Here is a 19,479-nt window from a genome sequence, read left to right on the forward strand (position 1 = left end):
GATTAATACCCGGCCTTTTTTTCGATGAGGTGAAGATCATATTCCCCCGCCTCATTTTCTTTATACAAATTGTGTGTGGATGTTGAATACTGCTTGATTTCAGCCTGGAATAGAAGTTTCAATTCCGGGATCCTGACTGTAAAATCGTTCTCATACAGCAGCGTGGCCGTTTCGTGATAATCAGATCCGCTTTGAACGGTAAACTGAAACTTTATCAGATGCAGTCCGTCGATCGTTTCAAGCTGAAATCCATTCGTGCTGATTTCTTTGTCATTCAGAAAAAGAAGCATTCGCCGTTCACCCTTTAATGATGGTCATGCCATCCTTTTTTTCTGTTGATGATCTCAAAGCGCTCCTTTGGTAAAAAGAAGTATTGAATCCATACGCCGTCGAGGAATTCTTCTCTGCTGTCGAGCAGAATATCAATTCCTTTATCTGTTTTTACGACTTCATCATGTTCCTTCTCGGTATCAAGCTTCACATCATAGTGGGCATGGTCTCCATGCATCTCGGTTATGAAAACCCGGATCATTTTCCCCTGTCCTTCTTCACTCTCAAGCATTCTGTTGAAAATTTTTGCTGCGTTGCGGTTCATTTTAACATCCATTTTTTATTCTCCTTTATCCTTTGGCAGCCTGTGCAGTCAGCTCGAACGATTTTAGTCTTGCATGATGGTCAAATATATTGGCTGTAATCATCATTTCATCTGCTTGCGTTTCATCCAGGAATTGCTGCAGCTTCACTTTCACCTGTTCCGGGCTTCCGATAGCTGATGCACGCAGTGTCTGCTGGATCGATGCTTTTTCATAGTCACTCCAAAGCTCGTCCATATCATCAACCGGCGGGTTCAGCTGGCCCGGGCGCCCCCTGACGAGGTTCAGGAACTGCTGCTTCATTGAAGTGGACAAATACTGTGCCTGCTGTTCAGTATCAGCGCTAATCACATTCATTCCTACCATCGCGTACGGTTCATCCAGCACTTCTGACGGTTTGAAGTATCTTCTGTACACATTTAGTGCTTCTACTGTATGCTCAGGTGCAAAATGGCTGGCGAAAGCAAACGGCAGTCCGAGCTGTCCGGCCAGGTGGGCACTGAAGCCGCTGGATCCGAGAAGCCAGACCGGTATGTCTAAGCCTTCTCCAGGCACCGCTTTAACATGGCTGCTGCCGGAGGGCTTAAAGTAAGCTCTTAGCTCTTCTACCTGTTCGGGAAAGTCGTCTGCACTAGTCAAATCTCTGCGCAGGGCCTGGGCTGTCAGCTGGTCTGTTCCGGGAGCTCTTCCCAATCCAAGGTCAATCCGGCCCGGGAAAAGTGATTCGAGTGTGCCGAATTGTTCTGCAATAACGAGCGGAGCATGGTTCGGCAGCATGATCCCGCCGGAACCTACCCGGATTGAGGAAGTGCCCTGGGCGATGTGCCCGATGACTACTGAGGTTGCTGAACTGGCTATCCCTCTCATATTATGATGCTCGGCAAGCCAGAAACGGTTGTACCCCCATTTCTCGGCGTGCTGCGCCAGATCGAGTGAATTCTGCAGGGCTTCGCCTGGATTGCTCTCAGCGGTGACCGGGGCGAGATCCAGTACAGAAAGTTTAATTTCATGAAGCTGCTTTTTATGTTTATCTGCGTATTCCCTTTTATACAAAATGGTTCCTCCTTACACGGACTCAATATAAATCATAAGGACAACTTTACTATAGGATCTTCTAAAACTCGAATGATTTGCACCATCCGCTTTAAAATCTGCTGAAGAAGTATGATACCTCTGCTTTCTGACAAAACTGAGACGAAAGGAGTGATTACGTATGAATCAGCTTGCTGTCATTGGAGTAAAGTTTATTATTGCCGCGATTGCTTTTGCGGTTGGGCTCGACTTATTTTTTGATGCGGATCTTGCAGATATTCTTTCCTTCAGCCTGTATGCCGCGATTGCGACCTATTTGATTGGAGACCGGATCATCCTCCCCGCCCGAGGAGACAGAGCCTCTTATATCGCAGAATTTTTCACGGTCTATTTAGGAGTTTGGATTTTCGGGTCCGTTTTATACGAAAGCTATCTGCAGATTGCGTGGGGAAGCATTATAGCAGCGGTACTTTTCACGGCTGGAGAAGTGCTCGTCCATGTGTTCATGCTCGAACGCAGCGAGCTTCGTTATCCGTCCCCCAGAAGAAGCCAGCCAGCGTTCGGATCGGAGTTCTCTGAAGAACTGGACCCGAGGAAAAAAAAATAAACAAAGAATCGTTCAGCAAAGTTCTGCATGGTATGACAGCCGGAACACCGGCTTGAACACGTTAATGGCAAAATGTTAGCTCGATTCGCCTTCCTGCGGCAAAATTCCCCGTTTTCCCATAAAGTTTTGGCGGTTTTTGCAGAGTGCCGGAAGGTTTTATTTGCTGTAAATGACGGTATGTAATAGGTACAATCCTAATTACGAGGTGAGAAGTATGGTAATAAGAGCAGGAAGCTGGAAAATGCTCTCAGCGAAAGAGAAATTATTCATCCTTAAAGCCGTCAGCCATCTTTACAAGCCTAAAGCATGATCCCCCCTCTAATCCTATTCTGCTGTCTATTCATTCCCGGAATTCCCAATAGATGAACCGCACTTTTGGAGAGTGCGGTTTTTTGTATTTTCAACCGAATAAAGGATAAATCTCTAGATCGGGAACAAAATAGAAACAGCTAGTGGTATGAGGAGGATTTCTATGTCAGATCAGGGTAAATTCAAAAAAACGATATCCCTTCTTGATTTAACACTTATCGGCCTTGGGGCCATCTTTGGTTCAGCATGGCTCTTCGCTGTCAGCAACGTGGCTTCAAAAGCAGGACCTGCAGGAAGCTTTTCGTGGGTCATCGGAGGAGTCATTATCCTGCTGATCGGATTCGTTTATGCCGAGCTCGGTGCAGCTTTGCCAAGAACAGGCGGAATCATCCGCTATCCGGTGTATTCACACGGTCACCTGGTAGGATATTTGATTTCATTTATTACGATTGTTGCCTATACAAGCCTGATTTCCATCGAGGTAACAGCGGTGAGGCAGTACGTAGCCTACTGGCTGCCGGGATTAACGGTAAAAGGCTCCGAATCTCCGACTATAGCGGGGTGGCTGCTGCAGTTCGGACTGCTTTGTTTGTTTTTCCTGTTGAATTACTGGAGCGTGCGGACTTTTGCAAGGGCGAACATTATTATTTCCATTTTTAAGTACTTTGTTCCGCTGACGATTATCGTGGTCCTGATTTTCTATTTTAAAGGAGATAACTTTACTTCAGCCGGTTTTGCCCCTTTCGGTTTTACAGGTATTCAGGCAGCCATTTCGACTGGCGGCGTGATGTTTGCCTACTTGGGGCTCCATCCGATTGTTTCAGTCGCGAGTGAAGTGAAAAATCCGCAGAGGAACATTCCGATTGCCCTGTTTCTTTGCATCATTCTTGCTGCAGCTATTTATACTGCATTGCAAGTGCTTTTCATTGGGGCGATCCCTTCAGATATGCTCTCGAACGGCTGGGAGAGCATTCAAAAAGAATTCTCCCTTCCGTTTAAAGATATTGCCGTCGTCCTTGGACTAAGCTGGCTCGCATTTTTTGTTGTCTTTGATGCGATCGTTTCACCGGGAGGGAATGGAAATATCTTCATGAACACGACTGCCCGGCTCGTCTATGCATGGTCAAGAAACGGGACTCTCTTTAAGACGTTTTCGAAAATAGATGGAAAGACCGGGATCCCGCGGACTTCTCTTTGGCTTTCGTTCGCTTTATCTATTTTTTGGACCCTTCCCTTTCCTTCTTGGAATGCATTGGTAAATGTATGCTCCGTTGCTCTAATCCTTTCTTATGCGATCGCGCCGATTTCATCGGCCGCATTCAGGGTTAATGCGAAAAATCTGGAGCGTCCATTTAAACTGAAGGGCATGAGCATCATTGGTCCGCTTTCTTTTATCTTTGCTTCATATATCGTCTACTGGTCAGGCTGGACGACTATTTCCTGGCTGCTGGGCTCCCAGCTCCTCATGTTCGCTGTTTACCTGATGTTTGCTAAATACATTCCTGTTAAAGAAGTTAGCCTCAGCCAGCAGCTGAAATCCTCCTGGTGGCTTGTCGGGTACTACATCATGATGCTGATTTTTTCCTATACAGGTTCTTTTGGTGGTGGGCTTGGCTTAATTAAAGGGCCTATTGATCTGTTCCTGATCGCAGCCGGATCTCTTGCTGTGTTTTATTGGGCGAAATACAGCGGATTGCCTGAGGCACTGATTGATGATGATGATACGGATGACTCTTCACCGCTGGAAGGACAGCCGGCGAGTCCGTGACAGGATGAAGCAGCTATCCCGCTCTGGACTAAAAAATGGGACGCTATGGAGCGTCCCATTTTTACTTCCCCTTCATATATCTCTCTGTAACTTATACAGCTTATCGTCACCTTTATTCGCAGTACCTCTTCCATCCGTATTATTCGTGATAAAATACAGGTCATTGTCCCGGCTGTAAACATCCCGGATCCTCCCATACCCTTCGGCTATTTTAGAGAGTTTTTCAGCCTTTAGGTCATACGCAAAGACTGCCTCACCTCTCAAGCCGGCAAAATAAAGGATGTCCCCTTTTAGGGCTGCTCCTGACGGGGCCCATGATTCATCCCCTGAATGAAGGAGCGGCGGCAAAAACCCCTCGCCTTTCTGATCTCCTGAAATCTTTGGCCATCCATAGTTCGCTCCAGGGGTAATCCGGTTTATCTCATCCTTGCCATCCGGACCGTGTTCAGTGCTGAAAAGGCTCCCCGCATTATCCCAGGCCATCCCTTGAGGGTTGCGGTGGCCGAGGCTGTATACAGGGGAATCCGGATCCGGATTATCTTCCGGAACGGATCCGTCCAGCTCCAGCCTGAGAATTTTCCCGCCGATATCCTCAGGATCCTGCGCCTTGCTCTCTTCTGCTGCATCTCCTGCAGTTACATACAGTTTCTGATCCGGTCCTATTTTCATCCGGCCGCCCTGATGGAATGGACCGCTCGGAATCCGGTCGAGGAGCGTTTCCGTTTCAGACCATGTTCCGCCCTGAAGCTTTAGTTTGATCAGCTTGTTTGAAGAGGTTCCCTCATCATCATACGTATAATAGGCGAATGCTTCCCTGTTTTCATCAAAATCCGGATGGAGTTCCATCCCGAGAAGGCCCGCTTCTGCTGCCTTCGATAGCGGATGTTTTAACCGGACATCCATACGGATTTGCTTGCCATCTTCTATCTTAACGATTGCTCCGGGTCTTTCTGTTAGGTAGATCGTATCACCTGCGGCACTTATGGACCAGGGGGTGTCCAGGTTTTCCGCCAAAGCTTCGGCTGTCAGGCTTTCGGAAGTTTCACGGCTGCCGGAACAGGCAGTCAGAGTGATAAGCAGCAGAAACACAGCTTTTCTCATGTTCTTCTCCTTTCTCTAGCTGCTAAGAAAGAAATTCAGCCGGATTCAAACCGAGCTCACGGCATATATCCGAGACCGCCTGTTTTTCAGAATGATCAAATTCCCCGTCTGCAAACCCCAGAGCTACACAATAGCGGACAACCAGCCTTCCTGCGTCAGGCTTGGTGCGGAGATTGCCGAGTGCTCTCATCGCTTCGGCTCTGCCAGTCATCCAGTCACGCTCCAGATTCGTCACAAACTGGTTAAAGCGCTGATTGACTTTAGCTGTATCAAACACACGGAGTTCCTGGCTGCTGCTGAAGAATTCATTTACCTTCTGCCGCTCGGCCGGTGAAATATGGCCATCTGCAAGGCTGACCAGTGCACATCCAGCCACGATCGCATCCATCATATCCTGGCCTTTAAACCTTTGCATCAGCTCCTGGGCATTCCGCTTCTGTTCATTCGCCCATGCGGCAAAATCCTTTTGATCGGGTGCCCATTTATAAGCACATTGGTGGCAAGTAAACTGAACCTTATTGCCGCCGATGAATCCTCCAAGCAGACCGACTGGACCGAGTACAAGTCCGCCGAGAGCCGCCTTTCCTAGGCCAAATCCTTTTTTGCCAGCCCCTACGTTCTGGGATTGGCACCGCGGACATACAGTGGTGCGGTTCGCCGTTTGGGTTCCGCCGTAAGACTGGGACGGAGCCCCATAGTTTTGCGGTGGCTGCTGCTGATACGGATTCTGTGCTGCAGCCGGTGCCTGGTTTTGATAAGGATTTTGCGGAGATTGGGACTGGTTTTGGTAAGGATTTTGGGAAACGGCGGGAGCCTGATAGGTGCCGGAGCTGTATCCCTGATTTTGATAGCCTCCGGAAGGCTGATGGCTGCCCTGGTGCTGCTGCTGATACGGCTGTGAAGGTGCTGTTTGCGCCGGTTCATCATCTACTGTAACCCCGAAGTTCCTGCATAGCGCACCAAGGCCGCCGCCAAACCCGCTGCCGGTCGCACTGAACTTCCATTCTCCCTGATGCCGGTACAGCTCGGCTGCCACAATGGCCGTTTCTACTGAAAACTCTGTCCCCAGCTGATACCTGAGAAGCTCGGCACCATTATTTTCACTGAATATCCTTACGTATGCATTGGATATTTGTCCAAAATTCTGTCTTTTCTCTTGAGCATCATGAATGGTAATCGTGAAAGCAATCCGCTGGATGTGATTGGGAACGCGGTTTAAGTCAACCCGGATCAGCTCATCATCTTGAGCACCTTCTCCAGTGCGGTTATCTCCGCAATAAATAACGGATCCTGAAGCGCCTGTCGGATTGTTGTAGAAGATAAAGTCATTGTCGGACGGTACTCTGCCATTCTCTCCAAGAAGGAAAACAGAAGCATCCAAATCATAAGCCGCTCCGCCAAACTGGTTAATGTCCCATCCGAGACCCACTGCAATGGCGGAAAGTCCGGGGTTGCTCTTTGTCAAATCCACTTTCTGGCCTTTTTTTAACGTAACACCCACAGGTCCATCTCCCTTTCTGAATACAGGAATATTGTCTCTATTATTCTACCATTAATTCCGTCCCTCCCCAAATTTATACAGAAAAAGACAGAAAAAAACCGGCCTTCAGCCGGTTGAATTTGTTTGACTTACTTTTCGGTCATGTTTCCATGCATGAACGGGCATTTCCCTTTTATCGGCTCTATATCATCTCCGATAAAGTACTGCTTCCATTCATTATGGTCTTCATCGCCGTAATGGCTGATATCCGGATGCTTCGGCAGCTGATCCCATTTCTCCACACGTTCCCGTACTTTTTCGCGTGACATAATTCCGCCTTTTTCCGTTCCGGTCAGTCCCTCAAAAATCATCCGGGGCTGAAAGCCAATAACGAGGCTGTTCCCGAGATGCCTTGTTTTTCTTTGCTTATAGGCAGGCGCATTTCCGAACACGAAAAACGGTTCTCCGGCAAAATGGAAATCCCACAAATGATGTTCAGGGTCTTTCGGTGCCCCTTCAGGCCATGGCTTTTTGTCATGGGCATGCAGATCCTGGAGAATATCCCAAAAACGCTTCCTGTAAAGTTCCAGGTCTCCTTCTTCCTTTTCCGGTTCCATGAAGACAAATAATCCATGGCGCGTATAGGGAGGCGCATCGAACAGTGCGAGAAACTCCTCCACTGCTGATGGAAGATTGCTCCAATCTTCCTGTGTTATGTAAGCATAGCGCAGCTCGCCTTTATTTTCTGCTTTCATTCCAAAGTAACAAGGAAAAGTGGCATCTGTAACCGTATCATGGAACGTTTTGTATTCCCGGATGACCCATTCAGGCACTAAATCAGAATTGGTCATTTCTTCTTTTGTAAGCAATGCTTTAAATCGAGTGTGCATAAAATAGCCCCCTTAATTCTTTCCCTCTTTTCTATTCCCTGAATAGAAGGAGTAAAACGTCCAAACACTCTAATTGCCAAGAAGGCGGCATGTGTGGCATTCTACTTGCATGTCAAACGGAATAGAAAGGATTGAACAATGAAACTTAGCATATTGGATCAGGCTGCAGTTGCCAAAAACAGTGACACGTCCAGGACGTTGAAAGAATCCTTAGAAATGGCTCAGTACGCTGAGAACCTTGGCTATAGCCGGTATTGGTTTGCTGAGCACCACGGGACAAGAGGCCTCGCCAGTGTATCCCCTGAAATCCTCATGGCAGCTGCCGCTTCAGTTACAAAGAGCATCAGAGTCGGGTCAGGCGGGGTGCTCCTGCCGCAATACAGTCCGTATAAAACAGCTGAAAATTTCCGGCAGCTGGAATCGCTGTTCCCGGGCAGAATAGATGCCGGAATCGGCAGATCACCAGGGGGGACTGAAAAGGTCCGGGCTGCACTCCTTGACCAAAACGGCCATAGCATGAGCGAGTTTCCGAGGAAGCTTGATGATTTCATCTCGTTCCTGACCAATCACATTCCCCGCCAGCACCCGCTTTACGGAATAAAAACGGCCCCCCTCCCTGATGATGTTCCTCCTGTCTGGCTTCTCGGGCTTGGAGAAAACAGTGCCGCGCAAACGGGGGCACTGGGACTGAATTATGTATTCGGCCATTTTATTAAACCGGACCGGGGTCAAGAAGCTTTCAAAATGTACCGGGAATCGTTCGTGCCCTCTCACTTCTCCCAAAAACCGGAGGCACTTGCTGCTGTGTTCGTGATCTGTGGAAGGACGGACGAAGAAGCTGAAGAACTGGCTTTAAGCCAGGACTTATGGCTGCTGCGTGCGGAAAAGGGACTGGACAGCCGGGTCCCGGGCATAGAAGAAGCAAAGGCTGCCGTGCTCAAGGATTCAGACTGGAAGAAGATCAAACAAAACCGCAGGCGGATGGTTATCGGCGGGCCTGCCAAGGTCCGGAAATCCCTTGATGCATTAGCTGAACGGTATGAGACCGATGAGATTATGGTTCTGGCTAATGTATTTTCGTTTGAGGAAAAGAAGCAGTCCTTCCTAAGGCTTGCGGAGATGTATTTATCCTGATTCCTGCATGCCTCTTTTTCCTCCGCGCATACTAGAAGGTATTAAGCCGGAAGCGGGGAGTTTTGAATATGCTGAAAAAGGCTGGCCTCATTTTTCTCCTGTTCATGACCGTTTTATCCGGTACAGGCTATCGAGCGATCCGGAACATACAGGCAGGAGCTGAAGAATACAACCATAGCCATCCGCTGATTGAATCTCCCGTTTTTCAGGGAGATGCTGTTCTGCTGAATGACGGAGCCGAACTTTATAAACGGCTTTTTTATGACATTGACCATGCGTCTTCATCGATTTATATTCACTTCTTCATTATCCGGGATGACAAAATAAGCCGGGAATTCATTGAAAAGCTGAGCAGAAAAGCGAAACAGGGAGTAGACGTCAAGCTGTCTGCGGATGCAGTCGGAAGTACGATGGATAATCAAATGATGGAAAAATTAAAAGAAAACGGCGGAAAATTCACTGCGAGCAGGAGTCCCGGAATACGAAATTTTTTTTATGAACTCAACCACCGGAACCATCGGAAGCTCGCGGTAATCGACGGGAGAATCTCCTACCTCGGGGGCTTTAATATGGGAGAGGAATATTTGGGAAACGACCCGAAATTCGGCTACTGGCGCGATTATCATATCCGGCTGACCGGAGGAGGGGCACGTTCTGTTTCTGAGCAGTTTAAGAGGGATTGGGAAGAGGACAACGGAAAACGGGATCCCTCTTTTAGAAAAGAAGGTTTTTTACAGCGTGGACCCGTCTCTTATCAGTTTCTTTTCTCGACAGGAGGAGATCTTGAAAACCGGATGATTGGACTCATCCATCAGGCCAAAGAAGAAATCTTTATTGCGACTCCATATTTTCTGCCGACTGATGCCCTGATGGAGGCCTTACAGCTTGCGCTGCATCGCAAGGTTTCCGTGCACCTTCTTCTTCCCGACCATCCGGATTACTGGTACACGAAGCCGCCCAGTTACCCGAAAACTAGAATGCTGCTTAAAAACGGCGCTGTTGTCCATTTGTACCGGAATGGTTTTTTCCACGGGAAAGTGATGGTAATCGATGAAAAAATCGCTGATATCGGGACTGCAAACTGGGATCCCAGAAGTTTGTATTTAAATGATGAAGCAAATTGTCTGATCTATTCTCCTGAATTTATAAGGGAAATAAAAAAAGAGCTGCAGGAGGACTTCGGACGCAGCCGGATTTTGACAGAAGAAATGTACGATTCGATTCCCTGGTGGGAAAGCATGCTTGAAAGGCCCCCACTCTGGCTGTACAGGTTACTCTAAAGCTTCTCTCATTATGTACTCCCTCTCTTCCTGTTCAGTCAGCAGCCTTGTCGCTTTTCCTACAGTTCCGTTTTGAAGAGACCAGATTTGATTGTGATCCTCAACCGCTTTGGAAAAATCCCCTTTTTCCCATCGGTCCAGAATCTCCTTATAAACAGAAGCGTGCTTCAGCTCCGCTTCCTTCTCATCAAGAAGGTTCTGGAGTATTTCGATCCGTTCAGGTGTCATTTTAATGGCCCCCCATTTCAGATCAGATGCTACTTTTTGATGGGACATCAAATGAATTGTTTTACAAAATTCTTCATCTCCCCATTTCGCTGAATCCGCAAAAACGGCGTCAGCAGTTTCAGCAGGATCAGCAGAATCCGTAATAGCCGGCTCTGAAGCCGGTGCAGAGACGGATGCTTCCGGCTGATCTTTTGGGCCGGGTTCAACAGAAAAATAAAAATAGACGGCAGCTGTTAATCCGGTCAGAGCCGCTGCTATAATGAGCAGCGTTTTAGTTCCTCTTACCGATCTTCTTTTTTTGTTTTCGTTCAGCACGAAACCCCCTCCTTTTTCTCTCATAAGTATACCATCATTTTACATTATTGGATGACATCCTTTTACATAGGAAATACCCCCGTTTCACATGTTGAAGCGGGGGTACTATGAGATTTATGGCTTTAAAAGGATCTTGCCCGTGCTTTTTCGGCTTTCCAATAATTCGTGTGCTTCTTGTCCATCTGCAAGCGGGAAGATCGCAGGCGGCTGGATGACGATGAGACCGCTCAAGATCCACTGAAACAGTTCAGCTGAACGCTTTATCCGTTCTTCTTTAGAAGTCAGTACATTCCATAAATCCCCGCCTGTCAGCGTTTTGGATTGATCCATCAGCATTCTTGGATCAACAGGAAGCGGATCTCCTCCGGCCATTCCATAAAATACCGCCGTTCCCCCCGTGCGCAAGGCCGAGAAGCTCTGCGCAAGCGTTGAGCCGACTGAATCAAAGACTGCATCTGCACCTCTACCGCCTGTTGCAGCCTGGACCGCAGCGACCCAGTCTTCTTCGTACAAAAACACTTCATCTGCCCCTGCTTTTAACGCAGCCGCACTCTTATTATCTGAAGAAGTCAGACCAATCACACGGCCGCCCAAAAGCTTTATAATCTGAATAAGAATCTGGCCGACTCCTCCTGCAGCTGCATGAACAACTGCAGTGTCTCCTTCTTTAACAGGGAAGCTGTCGCGGGTCAAATACTGCGCAGTCAAACCTTGAAGCATAACAGCAGCTGCCGTATCAAAAGAGATTCCGTCAGGGAGCGGGATGGCATGGTCTGCAGGGACAAAAATGTATTCTGCATTGGCATACGGAACATCTGCGAAGCAAATTCGATCGCCGGGCCGTAAATCCTTAACCTGTGAGCCTGCTTCTGCAACCACACCTGCTCCTTCATAGCCCAGTATGTACGGCGGATCACCGGCTAAATGGTAATTTCCTTTTCTTCTGTATATGTCAGCATAATTAACACCGATTGACTCCACTTTAACGAGGACTCCATCGGGTCTGCATAAAGGAGTTGCGATCTCCCTGTATTGCAGGACTTCAGGACCTCCAAATAATTCAAAAACCAAAGCCTTCATTCTCATTCTCCTAACTCTGCCTGTCACGGATGACTACACTTCCGTTTACACCAGTAATCACAGTATCAGGATGACGTAAAAACAGACCATGCTCGATAACGCCTGGTATCTGAATGATCTCCGCAGCCATCGCTTCCGGGTTTTCGACCGGTCCTGTATTCAAATCAAAAATGACGTTCCCGTTATCTGTGTAGTACGGATGACCTTCGCCTGTTTTTCTTAAAACGGGTTTTAAGTTCAGGTCTTGAAGCAGTTTACCGGTGTGCATCCAGCCAAAAGAAGCAGCTTCCACCGGCAATGGAACATTCCCGATTCTCTGCACCAGTTTAGCGTGATCTGCCACCCAAAGAACCTGATCAGAAGCGAGGGCCACCAGCTTTTCCCGGAAAAGCGCGCCCCCTCCTCCCTTAATTCCATTAAATTGAGGATCGATTTCATCGGCCCCGTCAATCGTCAAATCGATTTTTTCAGCTTCATTGAAGCTGATCAGCGGAATTCCGAATTCAGCAGCTTTTTTTTCTGTTTCAACTGAGGTCGCTACACCCTTTATCGATAAACCTTGCTGTACTAGAGCGCCGATCTTTTCAATGGTGTAGGCAACTGTACTTCCAGTCCCTAAGCCGATTGTCATTCCCTCTTTAATGTAGCGTACAGCGTATTCTCCTGCCTGTTTCTTTTCAATCATAGCCTTTTCCCTTCTCCGGCTGAATTTACCGATTAATCTTCTTCAGCTCACTCACAACCTCGGATGGCTCAGCACGGTCTTTATAGTCTGCCTTCACGTAAGAGTAGATAATATGGCCGGTCTGATCGGCAATAAACGTTCCGGATACAGGGAGTGTCCAGGACTCATCCCCATTATGTCCGGGAACATCTAAATCCTTTTCCTTATACAATTCAATTAAATATTCCGGCATCTGGTAGACGAGGTTAAACTGCTTGGCCGTTACATTCCCTTCGTCACTCAGAACATGGTAAGTAAGCTCGTTCTTCTCTTTCGTGGACAGAGATGCATCAGGTGTTTCCGGACTGATGGCAATAAGCTCTGCTCCAGCTTCATGGATCTCAGAAAGGACCGACTCGTATCCCTTTAATTCCAGATTGCAGTACGGACACCAGCCCCCCCGGTAAAAGGTAATGACCACTGGTCCCTTTTTAAGTAAGTTTGCGATGCTGACTTTCTTTCCGGACGCATCCGGAAGGACGAAATCAGGAATTTGATCCCCTAGCTCCAGACCTTTTCCCTCTTCGGAATTTTCAAGGTCATCGATTGCTTTTTGCATGTCAGCCTGTGTTTCAGCAGATGCACTTTCTTTAAACTTTTCCAGGTATTCTTTAAACTCCGTTCTCATTGCAGTCATCGAAACCCCTCCTTTTAGTTGGTGCAGACTAATCGTATCAGCTTTACCCGGATAATTCCCTTCATATGCTTATTTCATCTTACTGCCGGCAAATCCTTTGTGAACAGGAGCCTGAACAGGGAGGCCGTATCACCGGCATTGAACGTGAAGCCGGATTGCCCCAGAGCCTTCCTCAGCCTGAAACCGTCCAGCAAAAGAAGATAAAGCTCAGCAAGCTTGTGCGGGTCAATGCCCTTGTGAATGCTTCCGTTTTTCTGGCCTGAACGGATCCACAGCAGTGCAAATTGATAGATGTTGTCATAAAACTCATCCAGAGCTTCCCTGGCTGCCTTCTCATCAGACCTGGCAATAAAATAGGTAAAAATCTCACTGATTATTTGGCCAGGCTGATCGAGAGCGCTGATTTGCCCTGCAAGGACTTCCTCCGGATGAAGATACGATTCTTCTCCTTCTGAAAGTCTCGCTAAAAACAAATCGTTCGTCTCTTCCATTATGCTGGTCATCACCTTCGCCATCAAGTCATCCTTGCTGCTTATATAATGATAAAGAGCCCCCTTTGAAAGGGCTGTTTTTTTCATCAGCTGCGCCAAGGTTGTCTGACGGCAGCCTTTTTCCCTGATCAGCTCCTTAGCTGCATCAAGAATGAGCTGCTCAGAACGGATTCTTCTGACAAACTGCTTCATAACAACCCCCCTCCCTCCTTATAGTATAAAAACCGACCGCCGGTCTGTAAATATGCCAATGTCCGTCAAACTTCGATAAGACCAATAAGGATTGCAATTTTCAAAAGATGCGTTACGATTATGCTAAAGCTTGAAACTTTTTTTAGTTGGACGCGTATTAATGCTATACAAACGAATTGGAGAGGTTGAAAAAATGCTGCTTAGAAAATGGATGTCACGCTTAGGAATAGGTGCTGCCAAAATTGATCTTGTACTCGATCATGATCAGTATAAACAAGGAGACGTAATCATAGGCCGATATGACATTTACGGGGGAACCATTGAACAAAAACTGAAACGGATAGAATCTGATCTTGTACAGACGATAGACGGAGAAGACCGGCCGATATTGAACAATTGCATCTACACGGCTTCAACCGTTCTGGCTGAAGAGAACCGGGCCATTTCTTTTAAATGCCGGCTGCCTGCGGATCTGCCTGTATCTGATTCCGACACGGCGTATAAATTTGTGACAAAGCTCGTGTTTGAGAGTGGTACCGACAGTCTCGACCATGATGAAATTAAAATTACATCCGCTTAAAAATAAGCCGGCCTCTTGGCCGGCTTCCTTATTTTACATGCCTGCTGCTGACTTCATCCAAGTATCGGCGAGAAGTCTGCTTCCTCGGGAGGTTAAATGAACACCATCTGTCGTAAGGGCCGTTCTATCAGACTGCTTTAAATCCTCTAAAAATGCCACGTGGGAAGGGATGAGCTTCGCTTGAAACTTTTCAGCAAGATCCCTGATAACCGTTATGTAGGGAGCGAGTTTCCTGTTCCCTTCAGACTGCAGATCCTCTTCAATAATCGTCGGTTCCATCAGTATAAGGCGGGCACTGGTTTTTTCTGTGGTTTCCAAAAGCAGATGAGTATATACTTCTTTAAATTCATCCGGCAACACCTGTTTTATACCCGGAGAATCTAGCTGCCGCCAAACATCATTGATGCCGATGGATATCGAGACAACGTCAGGATTTTCCCGGATGACATCCTTCTCCCATCGATCCGCTAAGTCAGTCACACGGTTTCCGCTTACCCCTTTGTTGCAAATAAATGCCTGCAGCTCATGCTGGACGTAATAATCGCGGATCAGCTTCACATACCCTTTGCCGATCTCTTCTTTATCCTTTCTGCGGCCGGCGTCTGTTATACTATCTCCGATAAAAAGGATTTTTCCTTTTGGAAGTCCTCTATGTAAAAACATTCGCTTTCACTCCTTCTCGTGCGATAAGATAGGTACAATTGCATTTTTCCCATTTTACCATAGGATCCAGAGGAGGTATTGGAATGAAAGCATTTATCGTAACAGGCGCAAGCAAAGGACTGGGAGAAGCGATCGCTTCCCGGATTATCATGCAGGGCGATACGGTCTTCAGTTTATCCCGGAGCAGGAACGCGGGTTTAGAAGAGCAGGCCAAAAAAACCGGGGCAAACATCCGCCAGATCCGGGCAGACTTAACAGATCATGAAAGCGTCCATTCCCTCATGAGCAGCATCTTTTCAGAAATTGCCTTAGATGAATTGGATGGAATCTATTTGATCAACAATGCAGGCATGGTGGGACCGGTTGGACCGGTGCAGGAAAATGACCACCTGGAAACAGCGAAAAATCTTGCTCTGAATTTAACCGCACCTATTCTATTATGTTCAGAATTCATAAAAAGGACAGAAGGAGTTCCGATTGAAAAGCGGATCATGAACATTTCTTCTGGAGCTGCAAGAAAACCTTACGAGGGCTGGAGCAGTTATTGCGCATCTAAAGCCGGCCTGGACCATTTCACGCGCTGTGCTGCTGAAGAGCAAAAAAGGATTTCAAACGGGGTCAAGCTCGTCTCCATCGCTCCTGGAGTGGTAGATACATCGATGCAGGAGCACATCCGCGGGTTAAAAGAAGGGCTTTTCCCCCAGCAAAACCGCTTTGTTCAATTAAAAGAGCAAGGAAAGCTGTATTCCCCTGCCCTTGCGGCCGAGAAACTGATGAAAGAGCTTTTGCACGATTCTTTTGGCCGGGAACCGGTTATGGATATCAGAGATCAGTGATTGCAGAATTCGAATTTGCAGATGGTTCTGCAAGCAAAAACCCAGACCCCTTCTTAAAGGGTCTGGGTTTGCTTTTTCCCGTTCTGTTCATCTTCTGAAGAAGCTGAGGCCGCCAGCACTTGAATCGTGATCGACCCTTTTTCCTCATCTACTGTAGAACGGATTAGCACAGGATACTCTCTGTTATTCTGGAATTTAAAATCAGGTCCTCCCCAGGAAACGGTCGCATCGCGGTCCTTAGGTACGTACCCTACTGTTTTAGAGTGGTGATGAAGTTCAATGATGCCGAGGCCTGCCTGGTCCACCGCATTATACAGGGTCGAAGAAGTCTGGCAGATTCCGCCGCCGATCCCTTCAACAAATTCTTTATTCACAATCTCCAAAGCTTTCTGGTATCCCCGTGCTTCCGTTCTTTCTCCTACAATCAGGTTATAGTAAAACTTATCTCCGGGCCCCAGGATCACATTATTGATGGAGTTGGAGGAAAGCTTAATATTTTGCACTCTGCCTTCTACCTTTGGATTAAAGGTTGTTTTATACTCACCAAGAATATGATTTGTAATCCCGGCTGCATCCTCCGGTTTTACGTTTGGAACGCTCTCTTCAATCGGCAGGATAAGCTGCCGGTCAAAAGCATTCAGATTGCTGATCATCTCTGCAGTAGCCTTCTCATCGAGAATGACCCTTTTCTGACCTTCAAAAACGCTGCCGTCTACCAGTCTTGCCGGAATCATTGGCTGATCGATTCCTTGTGCGAGCTCGTCAGCAACAGCAGCTGCATTTATCTCACCAGTTGACGTGTCAAATGTATAAACGGCTTCTTTCGTCCGGCCATCCACTAATTCAATTTTACGGCTGACATTTTTAGCTTCCAAAACCGTTTCTTTTCCTGCTGCATTTTTAGGTTTTTCCTTTTCAGCTGCGTTCCCTGCTGCTGCCGAACAGCCTGCAGCAAACAAAATCGAAATCACGATAGCTGTCTGTTTAAGCAAATTCTCTCTCTCCCAATCCTCTTTTATTTCGTTCCCCTTATATAACGCATCATAAGTGGTAAATGTTTCATTGATTACAAATATTTTGAGTGAACACCTTTAGATTTTACCACGTAAGTGAAGTACTTCATGTGTATATAGTACCATCTTTCGGCAAATCTCTGAATGAATATGCTCAAAAAATTGGAAAAAGCAGCCGTCAGAAACGGCTGCTTTCTTTGCTTTAATCGAATCTTGGGGTTGAATATCTTCCAAACCATTTTATTCGGCTCTCAGATACATACGAGTAAACAATATCAGCGGCAGGAGTAATACCGGGAAGCTTCATGAACAGTCCAGCCGGTTTGGCGAGTGGAAGAGAAATCAGCATTTCTCTAATGGCGGCAGCTCCCGATATCACGCTCCCATCTGCGCTTATCATATGGATCCGTTTCATGAGAGGCCGGTCTCTGAGAAAAGCGTAGGGAGTCTCTTCAATTGTCTGGACAGCAGACCATTGAATCCGTTTCTTCCAGTCAAGGGCGGACAGGATGTTCTTTAAGTGATAACAAAGCGGACATTGAGCATCATAGAATGCAATACGCTGCAAGTGATCTCCTCCTTGTCTTTCCTTACCACTTTGAATATTCTTAAAACCCCTGTTCATGCAGCTGCAGGTTTGAAAAAACAGTTTGAAGACATGGTGCTGAAACACCTTGGGCGTGAGCCAATTCAGCCAGTATGCCCTGCAGATGAGACGCCTCCGTCTTTTTACCAAGCTCCAGGTCTCTCAGCATGGAGGACTTCATCTCATACTTCATCGCATCCATTGTTTTCATGTGCTTTTCTGCAATATCACTGGAAAGGTGTGCTCCTGATTTCCTCATTATCGATTCCATCTCTTTTATGAGCTGTATAAGGTATCCCCTTGTCCATGCAAGCTCTCTGATCGGTCCTACCGGCTGACTGAAGAGTGAAGTGACTCCGGACATAGCAGCGATAAACAGATATTTCTCCCACATATCCTTCTCGATTTCCGTGCTTACTTTTACTTCACACCGGCTGCCTTCAAATGCCTTCCGGACTGCTTCTGCTCTTCTGCTTGAGGTTCCGTCCCATTCACCGAATACCATTCGATGGGTACTGCTTGTCTGGTGCACGGTTCCATCCTGAGACAAATAGGCCTCTATAAAAACGAGACCGCCCATTACCTGCTCCCGGCTGAAATGGTTTGTTATTTTTTCAAGATGGGCCATGCCGTTCAGCAGCGGAATAATGACCGTCTCTTTATCAATGAACGGTTGAAGATCCTGAAGCATTTGTTCAAGCTGATAGGATTTCGTGCAGAGCAGAACAACATCAAAGATCGAGCCTTCGGTTTTCGTTACGGTTTTTGGTGTGAAGCTGTAATTTCCATGGATACTATGTACGTTCATGCCGGACTGCGCAAGCTGATTTTGCCTGCTTTCCCTTACGAGAAACGTAACATCTTCCCCGTTTTCATCCAGTCTGCTTCCAAAGTATCCGCCTACTCCCCCAGCTCCTGCTACTAAAAATTTCATGATTTTCCCCCTTTGCCTATGTTGCTTTGAGTATACACGAACTGGCAAAAGGAACGCATTATTTGGGACTCAGACGCTTCCCCTCATCTCTCGACATCCCATACACTCCAGCCAATATAAATACGCCGCCAGCTGCAGCGGTCCAAGTCCATTTTTCTCCGAGCAAGGCGGTGCCAGCAAGCATTGTGAAGAGAGGCTCTGCATACAGGAAAGCAGCGGTACCCGTTGCGCTTAATACCGATAAGGCCTTTCCCCATAGCCAGTAGGCTGCTGCAGATACAAAAACCGCTAAAAAGAGGAGATGCAGCCATTGCTCGGGCGGCAAACTCATCAATGATTTCCATCCGCCGCTGCGGATGGTGAAGGGCAGCATAAAAAGCGCTCCGAAAAAACTCGTGTAAAAAGCTGCTGTGATCACCGGATATGGCAATGGAAGCTTTTTTACAAGTAGAGAGTAAACCGCCCAATTCAGCGTGCTTAAAACCATCAGTCCGATTCCGGTTCCGGCAGTCAGGCTGAATCCCTCACTCTCTGCGACAAGAACGACACCTGTAAAAGCCGCCGCCATCCCTGCCGCTTTAAAGCGTGTCATTTTTTCACCAAAGCACATAGCAAGAATAGCTGTAAATACCGGAGATAAGCTGATCAGCCATCCAGCGGTCACAGCATCAATATAATTCAGTGCCTCCACCTGAAGACTTTGATGGATCCAGATCCCGCACACTGCGAGAATAATCATATGAGGAATGTGGTGTAGTTTAATTTTCAGGGACTTTCCGGCAAGCAGGCACATTGCGGCAAGGAAAACCGCCGCGAGGCCAAACCTCGCTGTAATAATGCTGTACGAATCCATATAGGAAAGCAGGGACTTACTGGACACAAAAGAAATCCCCCAAAACGCTACGGCAATTAACGCATACATCCTGAAAATCAGACGATTGTGCACGGCAGGCCTCCAAAGCATGACTTGTCCATTAATATGCCGTGTAACAAAATTTAAGCACTT

At 47.2% G+C, this 19,479-nt stretch carries 22 protein-coding genes and 1 pseudogene; 6 read left to right on the top strand and 17 right to left on the bottom strand.

What is annotated here, in order from left to right:
* Nucleotides 1–2: 2 nt before the first annotated feature.
* Genes GKZ89_RS00880 through GKZ89_RS00890 form a run of 3 tightly spaced genes read right to left on the bottom strand, consistent with a single transcriptional unit; the run spans nucleotide 3 to nucleotide 1,646 of the window.
* Nucleotides 3–290, bottom strand: a complete 288-nt coding sequence (locus tag GKZ89_RS00880; RefSeq protein ID WP_155110496.1) for a DUF3219 family protein — start codon at nucleotides 288–290, stop codon at nucleotides 3–5.
* A 14-nt stretch (nucleotides 291–304) separates the two neighbouring features.
* Nucleotides 305–607 (bottom strand): iron-sulfur cluster assembly accessory protein, encoded by a 303-nt coding sequence (locus tag GKZ89_RS00885; RefSeq protein WP_155110497.1) that lies wholly within the window; start codon nucleotides 605–607, stop codon nucleotides 305–307.
* Nucleotides 608–620: 13 nt separating this feature from the next.
* Nucleotides 621–1,646, bottom strand: a complete 1,026-nt coding sequence (locus GKZ89_RS00890; RefSeq protein WP_155110498.1) for an LLM class flavin-dependent oxidoreductase — start codon at nucleotides 1,644–1,646, stop codon at nucleotides 621–623.
* Between the two features lie 160 nt (nucleotides 1,647–1,806).
* Between GKZ89_RS00890 and GKZ89_RS00895 the strand changes: the two genes are divergently transcribed.
* Together GKZ89_RS00895 and GKZ89_RS00900 are read left to right on the top strand one after the other, a co-directional pair.
* Entirely contained in the window at nucleotides 1,807–2,232 is a 426-nt protein-coding gene (locus tag GKZ89_RS00895) for a DUF2512 family protein (RefSeq protein ID WP_155110499.1), read from the top strand.
* A 472-nt stretch (nucleotides 2,233–2,704) separates the two neighbouring features.
* Nucleotides 2,705–4,309, top strand: coding sequence for an APC family permease (locus GKZ89_RS00900; protein WP_155110500.1), 1,605 nt, complete (start codon nucleotides 2,705–2,707; stop codon nucleotides 4,307–4,309).
* A gap of 72 nt (nucleotides 4,310–4,381) precedes the next feature.
* On the opposite strand, the gene GKZ89_RS00905 is transcribed toward GKZ89_RS00900, so the two are convergent.
* The 4 genes and pseudogenes from GKZ89_RS00905 to GKZ89_RS00915 form a co-directional block, all read right to left on the bottom strand.
* A complete protein-coding gene (locus tag GKZ89_RS00905) occupies nucleotides 4,382–5,410 on the bottom strand; it encodes a PQQ-dependent sugar dehydrogenase (protein WP_155110501.1) in 1,029 nt (342 codons plus the stop codon).
* A 22-nt stretch (nucleotides 5,411–5,432) separates the two neighbouring features.
* The gene (locus GKZ89_RS21345; protein ID WP_338324887.1) at nucleotides 5,433–5,825 is read right to left on the bottom strand and encodes a tellurite resistance TerB family protein; all 393 of its coding nucleotides are present in this window, start codon (nucleotides 5,823–5,825) and stop codon (nucleotides 5,433–5,435) included.
* 510 nt (nucleotides 5,826–6,335) lie between these two features.
* A pseudogene (locus GKZ89_RS21350) lies at nucleotides 6,336–6,911 on the bottom strand (TerD family protein); the annotation flags it as partial.
* Nucleotides 6,912–7,039: 128 nt separating this feature from the next.
* Nucleotides 7,040–7,780 carry a YqcI/YcgG family protein gene (locus GKZ89_RS00915; RefSeq protein WP_155110502.1) on the bottom strand — a complete coding sequence of 247 codons (741 nt, stop codon included), beginning with the start codon at nucleotides 7,778–7,780 and terminating at the stop codon, nucleotides 7,040–7,042.
* Nucleotides 7,781–7,918: 138 nt separating this feature from the next.
* Here GKZ89_RS00915 and GKZ89_RS00920 point away from each other — a divergent pair, with 138 nt between their 5' ends.
* Together GKZ89_RS00920 and GKZ89_RS00925 are read left to right on the top strand one after the other, a co-directional pair.
* Complete coding sequence (locus GKZ89_RS00920; RefSeq protein WP_155110503.1) at nucleotides 7,919–8,914, top strand: LLM class flavin-dependent oxidoreductase; 996 nt, start codon at nucleotides 7,919–7,921, stop codon at nucleotides 8,912–8,914.
* 68 nt (nucleotides 8,915–8,982) lie between these two features.
* Entirely contained in the window at nucleotides 8,983–10,194 is a 1,212-nt protein-coding gene (locus GKZ89_RS00925; protein WP_155110504.1) for a phospholipase D-like domain-containing protein, read from the top strand.
* Here GKZ89_RS00925 and GKZ89_RS00930 read toward each other — a convergent pair.
* The 5 genes from GKZ89_RS00930 to GKZ89_RS00950 all read right to left on the bottom strand — a co-directional run bounded on the left by GKZ89_RS00930 (nucleotide 10,186) and on the right by GKZ89_RS00950 (nucleotide 13,861).
* Nucleotides 10,186–10,737, bottom strand: coding sequence for a DUF6241 domain-containing protein (locus GKZ89_RS00930; protein WP_155110505.1), 552 nt, complete (start codon nucleotides 10,735–10,737; stop codon nucleotides 10,186–10,188). The genes GKZ89_RS00925 and GKZ89_RS00930 overlap by 9 nt on opposite strands.
* Nucleotides 10,738–10,851: 114 nt before the next feature.
* Entirely contained in the window at nucleotides 10,852–11,817 is a 966-nt protein-coding gene (locus tag GKZ89_RS00935; protein ID WP_155110506.1) for a quinone oxidoreductase family protein, read from the bottom strand.
* Nucleotides 11,818–11,827: 10 nt separating this feature from the next.
* Nucleotides 11,828–12,502 (bottom strand): ribose-5-phosphate isomerase RpiA, encoded by a 675-nt coding sequence (gene rpiA, locus GKZ89_RS00940; RefSeq protein ID WP_155110507.1) that lies wholly within the window; start codon nucleotides 12,500–12,502, stop codon nucleotides 11,828–11,830.
* Nucleotides 12,503–12,527: 25 nt separating this feature from the next.
* A complete protein-coding gene (locus tag GKZ89_RS00945; RefSeq protein ID WP_155110508.1) occupies nucleotides 12,528–13,178 on the bottom strand; it encodes a peroxiredoxin-like family protein in 651 nt (216 codons plus the stop codon).
* 74 nt (nucleotides 13,179–13,252) lie between these two features.
* Nucleotides 13,253–13,861 (bottom strand): TetR/AcrR family transcriptional regulator, encoded by a 609-nt coding sequence (locus tag GKZ89_RS00950; RefSeq protein WP_155110509.1) that lies wholly within the window; start codon nucleotides 13,859–13,861, stop codon nucleotides 13,253–13,255.
* A 160-nt stretch (nucleotides 13,862–14,021) separates the two neighbouring features.
* On the opposite strand from GKZ89_RS00950, the gene GKZ89_RS00955 reads away from it, so the two are divergent.
* Entirely contained in the window at nucleotides 14,022–14,441 is a 420-nt protein-coding gene (locus tag GKZ89_RS00955) for a sporulation protein (RefSeq protein ID WP_155110510.1), read from the top strand.
* Nucleotides 14,442–14,474: 33 nt separating this feature from the next.
* Here GKZ89_RS00955 and GKZ89_RS00960 read toward each other — a convergent pair whose 3' ends face one another.
* Nucleotides 14,475–15,104: an SGNH/GDSL hydrolase family protein gene (locus tag GKZ89_RS00960; RefSeq protein WP_155110511.1), complete on the bottom strand. Its 630-nt coding sequence runs from the start codon at nucleotides 15,102–15,104 to the stop codon at nucleotides 14,475–14,477.
* Between the two features lie 83 nt (nucleotides 15,105–15,187).
* Here GKZ89_RS00960 and GKZ89_RS00965 point away from each other — a divergent pair, with 83 nt between their 5' ends.
* Entirely contained in the window at nucleotides 15,188–15,940 is a 753-nt protein-coding gene (locus GKZ89_RS00965) for a (S)-benzoin forming benzil reductase (protein ID WP_155110512.1), read from the top strand.
* 53 nt (nucleotides 15,941–15,993) lie between these two features.
* On the opposite strand, the gene GKZ89_RS00970 is transcribed toward GKZ89_RS00965, so the two are convergent.
* The 4 genes from GKZ89_RS00970 to GKZ89_RS00985 all read right to left on the bottom strand — a co-directional run bounded on the left by GKZ89_RS00970 (nucleotide 15,994) and on the right by GKZ89_RS00985 (nucleotide 19,419).
* On the bottom strand, nucleotides 15,994–16,932 hold the full coding sequence (locus GKZ89_RS00970; RefSeq protein WP_155110513.1) for a VanW family protein: 939 nt from the start codon (nucleotides 16,930–16,932) through the stop codon (nucleotides 15,994–15,996).
* 223 nt (nucleotides 16,933–17,155) lie between these two features.
* Entirely contained in the window at nucleotides 17,156–17,521 is a 366-nt protein-coding gene (locus GKZ89_RS00975; protein WP_162356326.1) for a thiol-disulfide oxidoreductase DCC family protein, read from the bottom strand.
* 40 nt (nucleotides 17,522–17,561) lie between these two features.
* Nucleotides 17,562–18,473 carry a ketopantoate reductase family protein gene (locus GKZ89_RS00980; RefSeq protein WP_155110515.1) on the bottom strand — a complete coding sequence of 304 codons (912 nt, stop codon included), beginning with the start codon at nucleotides 18,471–18,473 and terminating at the stop codon, nucleotides 17,562–17,564.
* 58 nt (nucleotides 18,474–18,531) lie between these two features.
* Complete coding sequence (locus GKZ89_RS00985; protein ID WP_162356328.1) at nucleotides 18,532–19,419, bottom strand: EamA family transporter; 888 nt, start codon at nucleotides 19,417–19,419, stop codon at nucleotides 18,532–18,534.
* Nucleotides 19,420–19,479: the final 60 nt, after the last annotated feature.

The sequence above is a fragment of the Metabacillus mangrovi genome, from assembly GCF_009711125.1.
GTDB classification, from domain to species: Bacteria; Bacillota; Bacilli; order Bacillales; family Bacillaceae; genus Metabacillus_B; species Metabacillus_B mangrovi.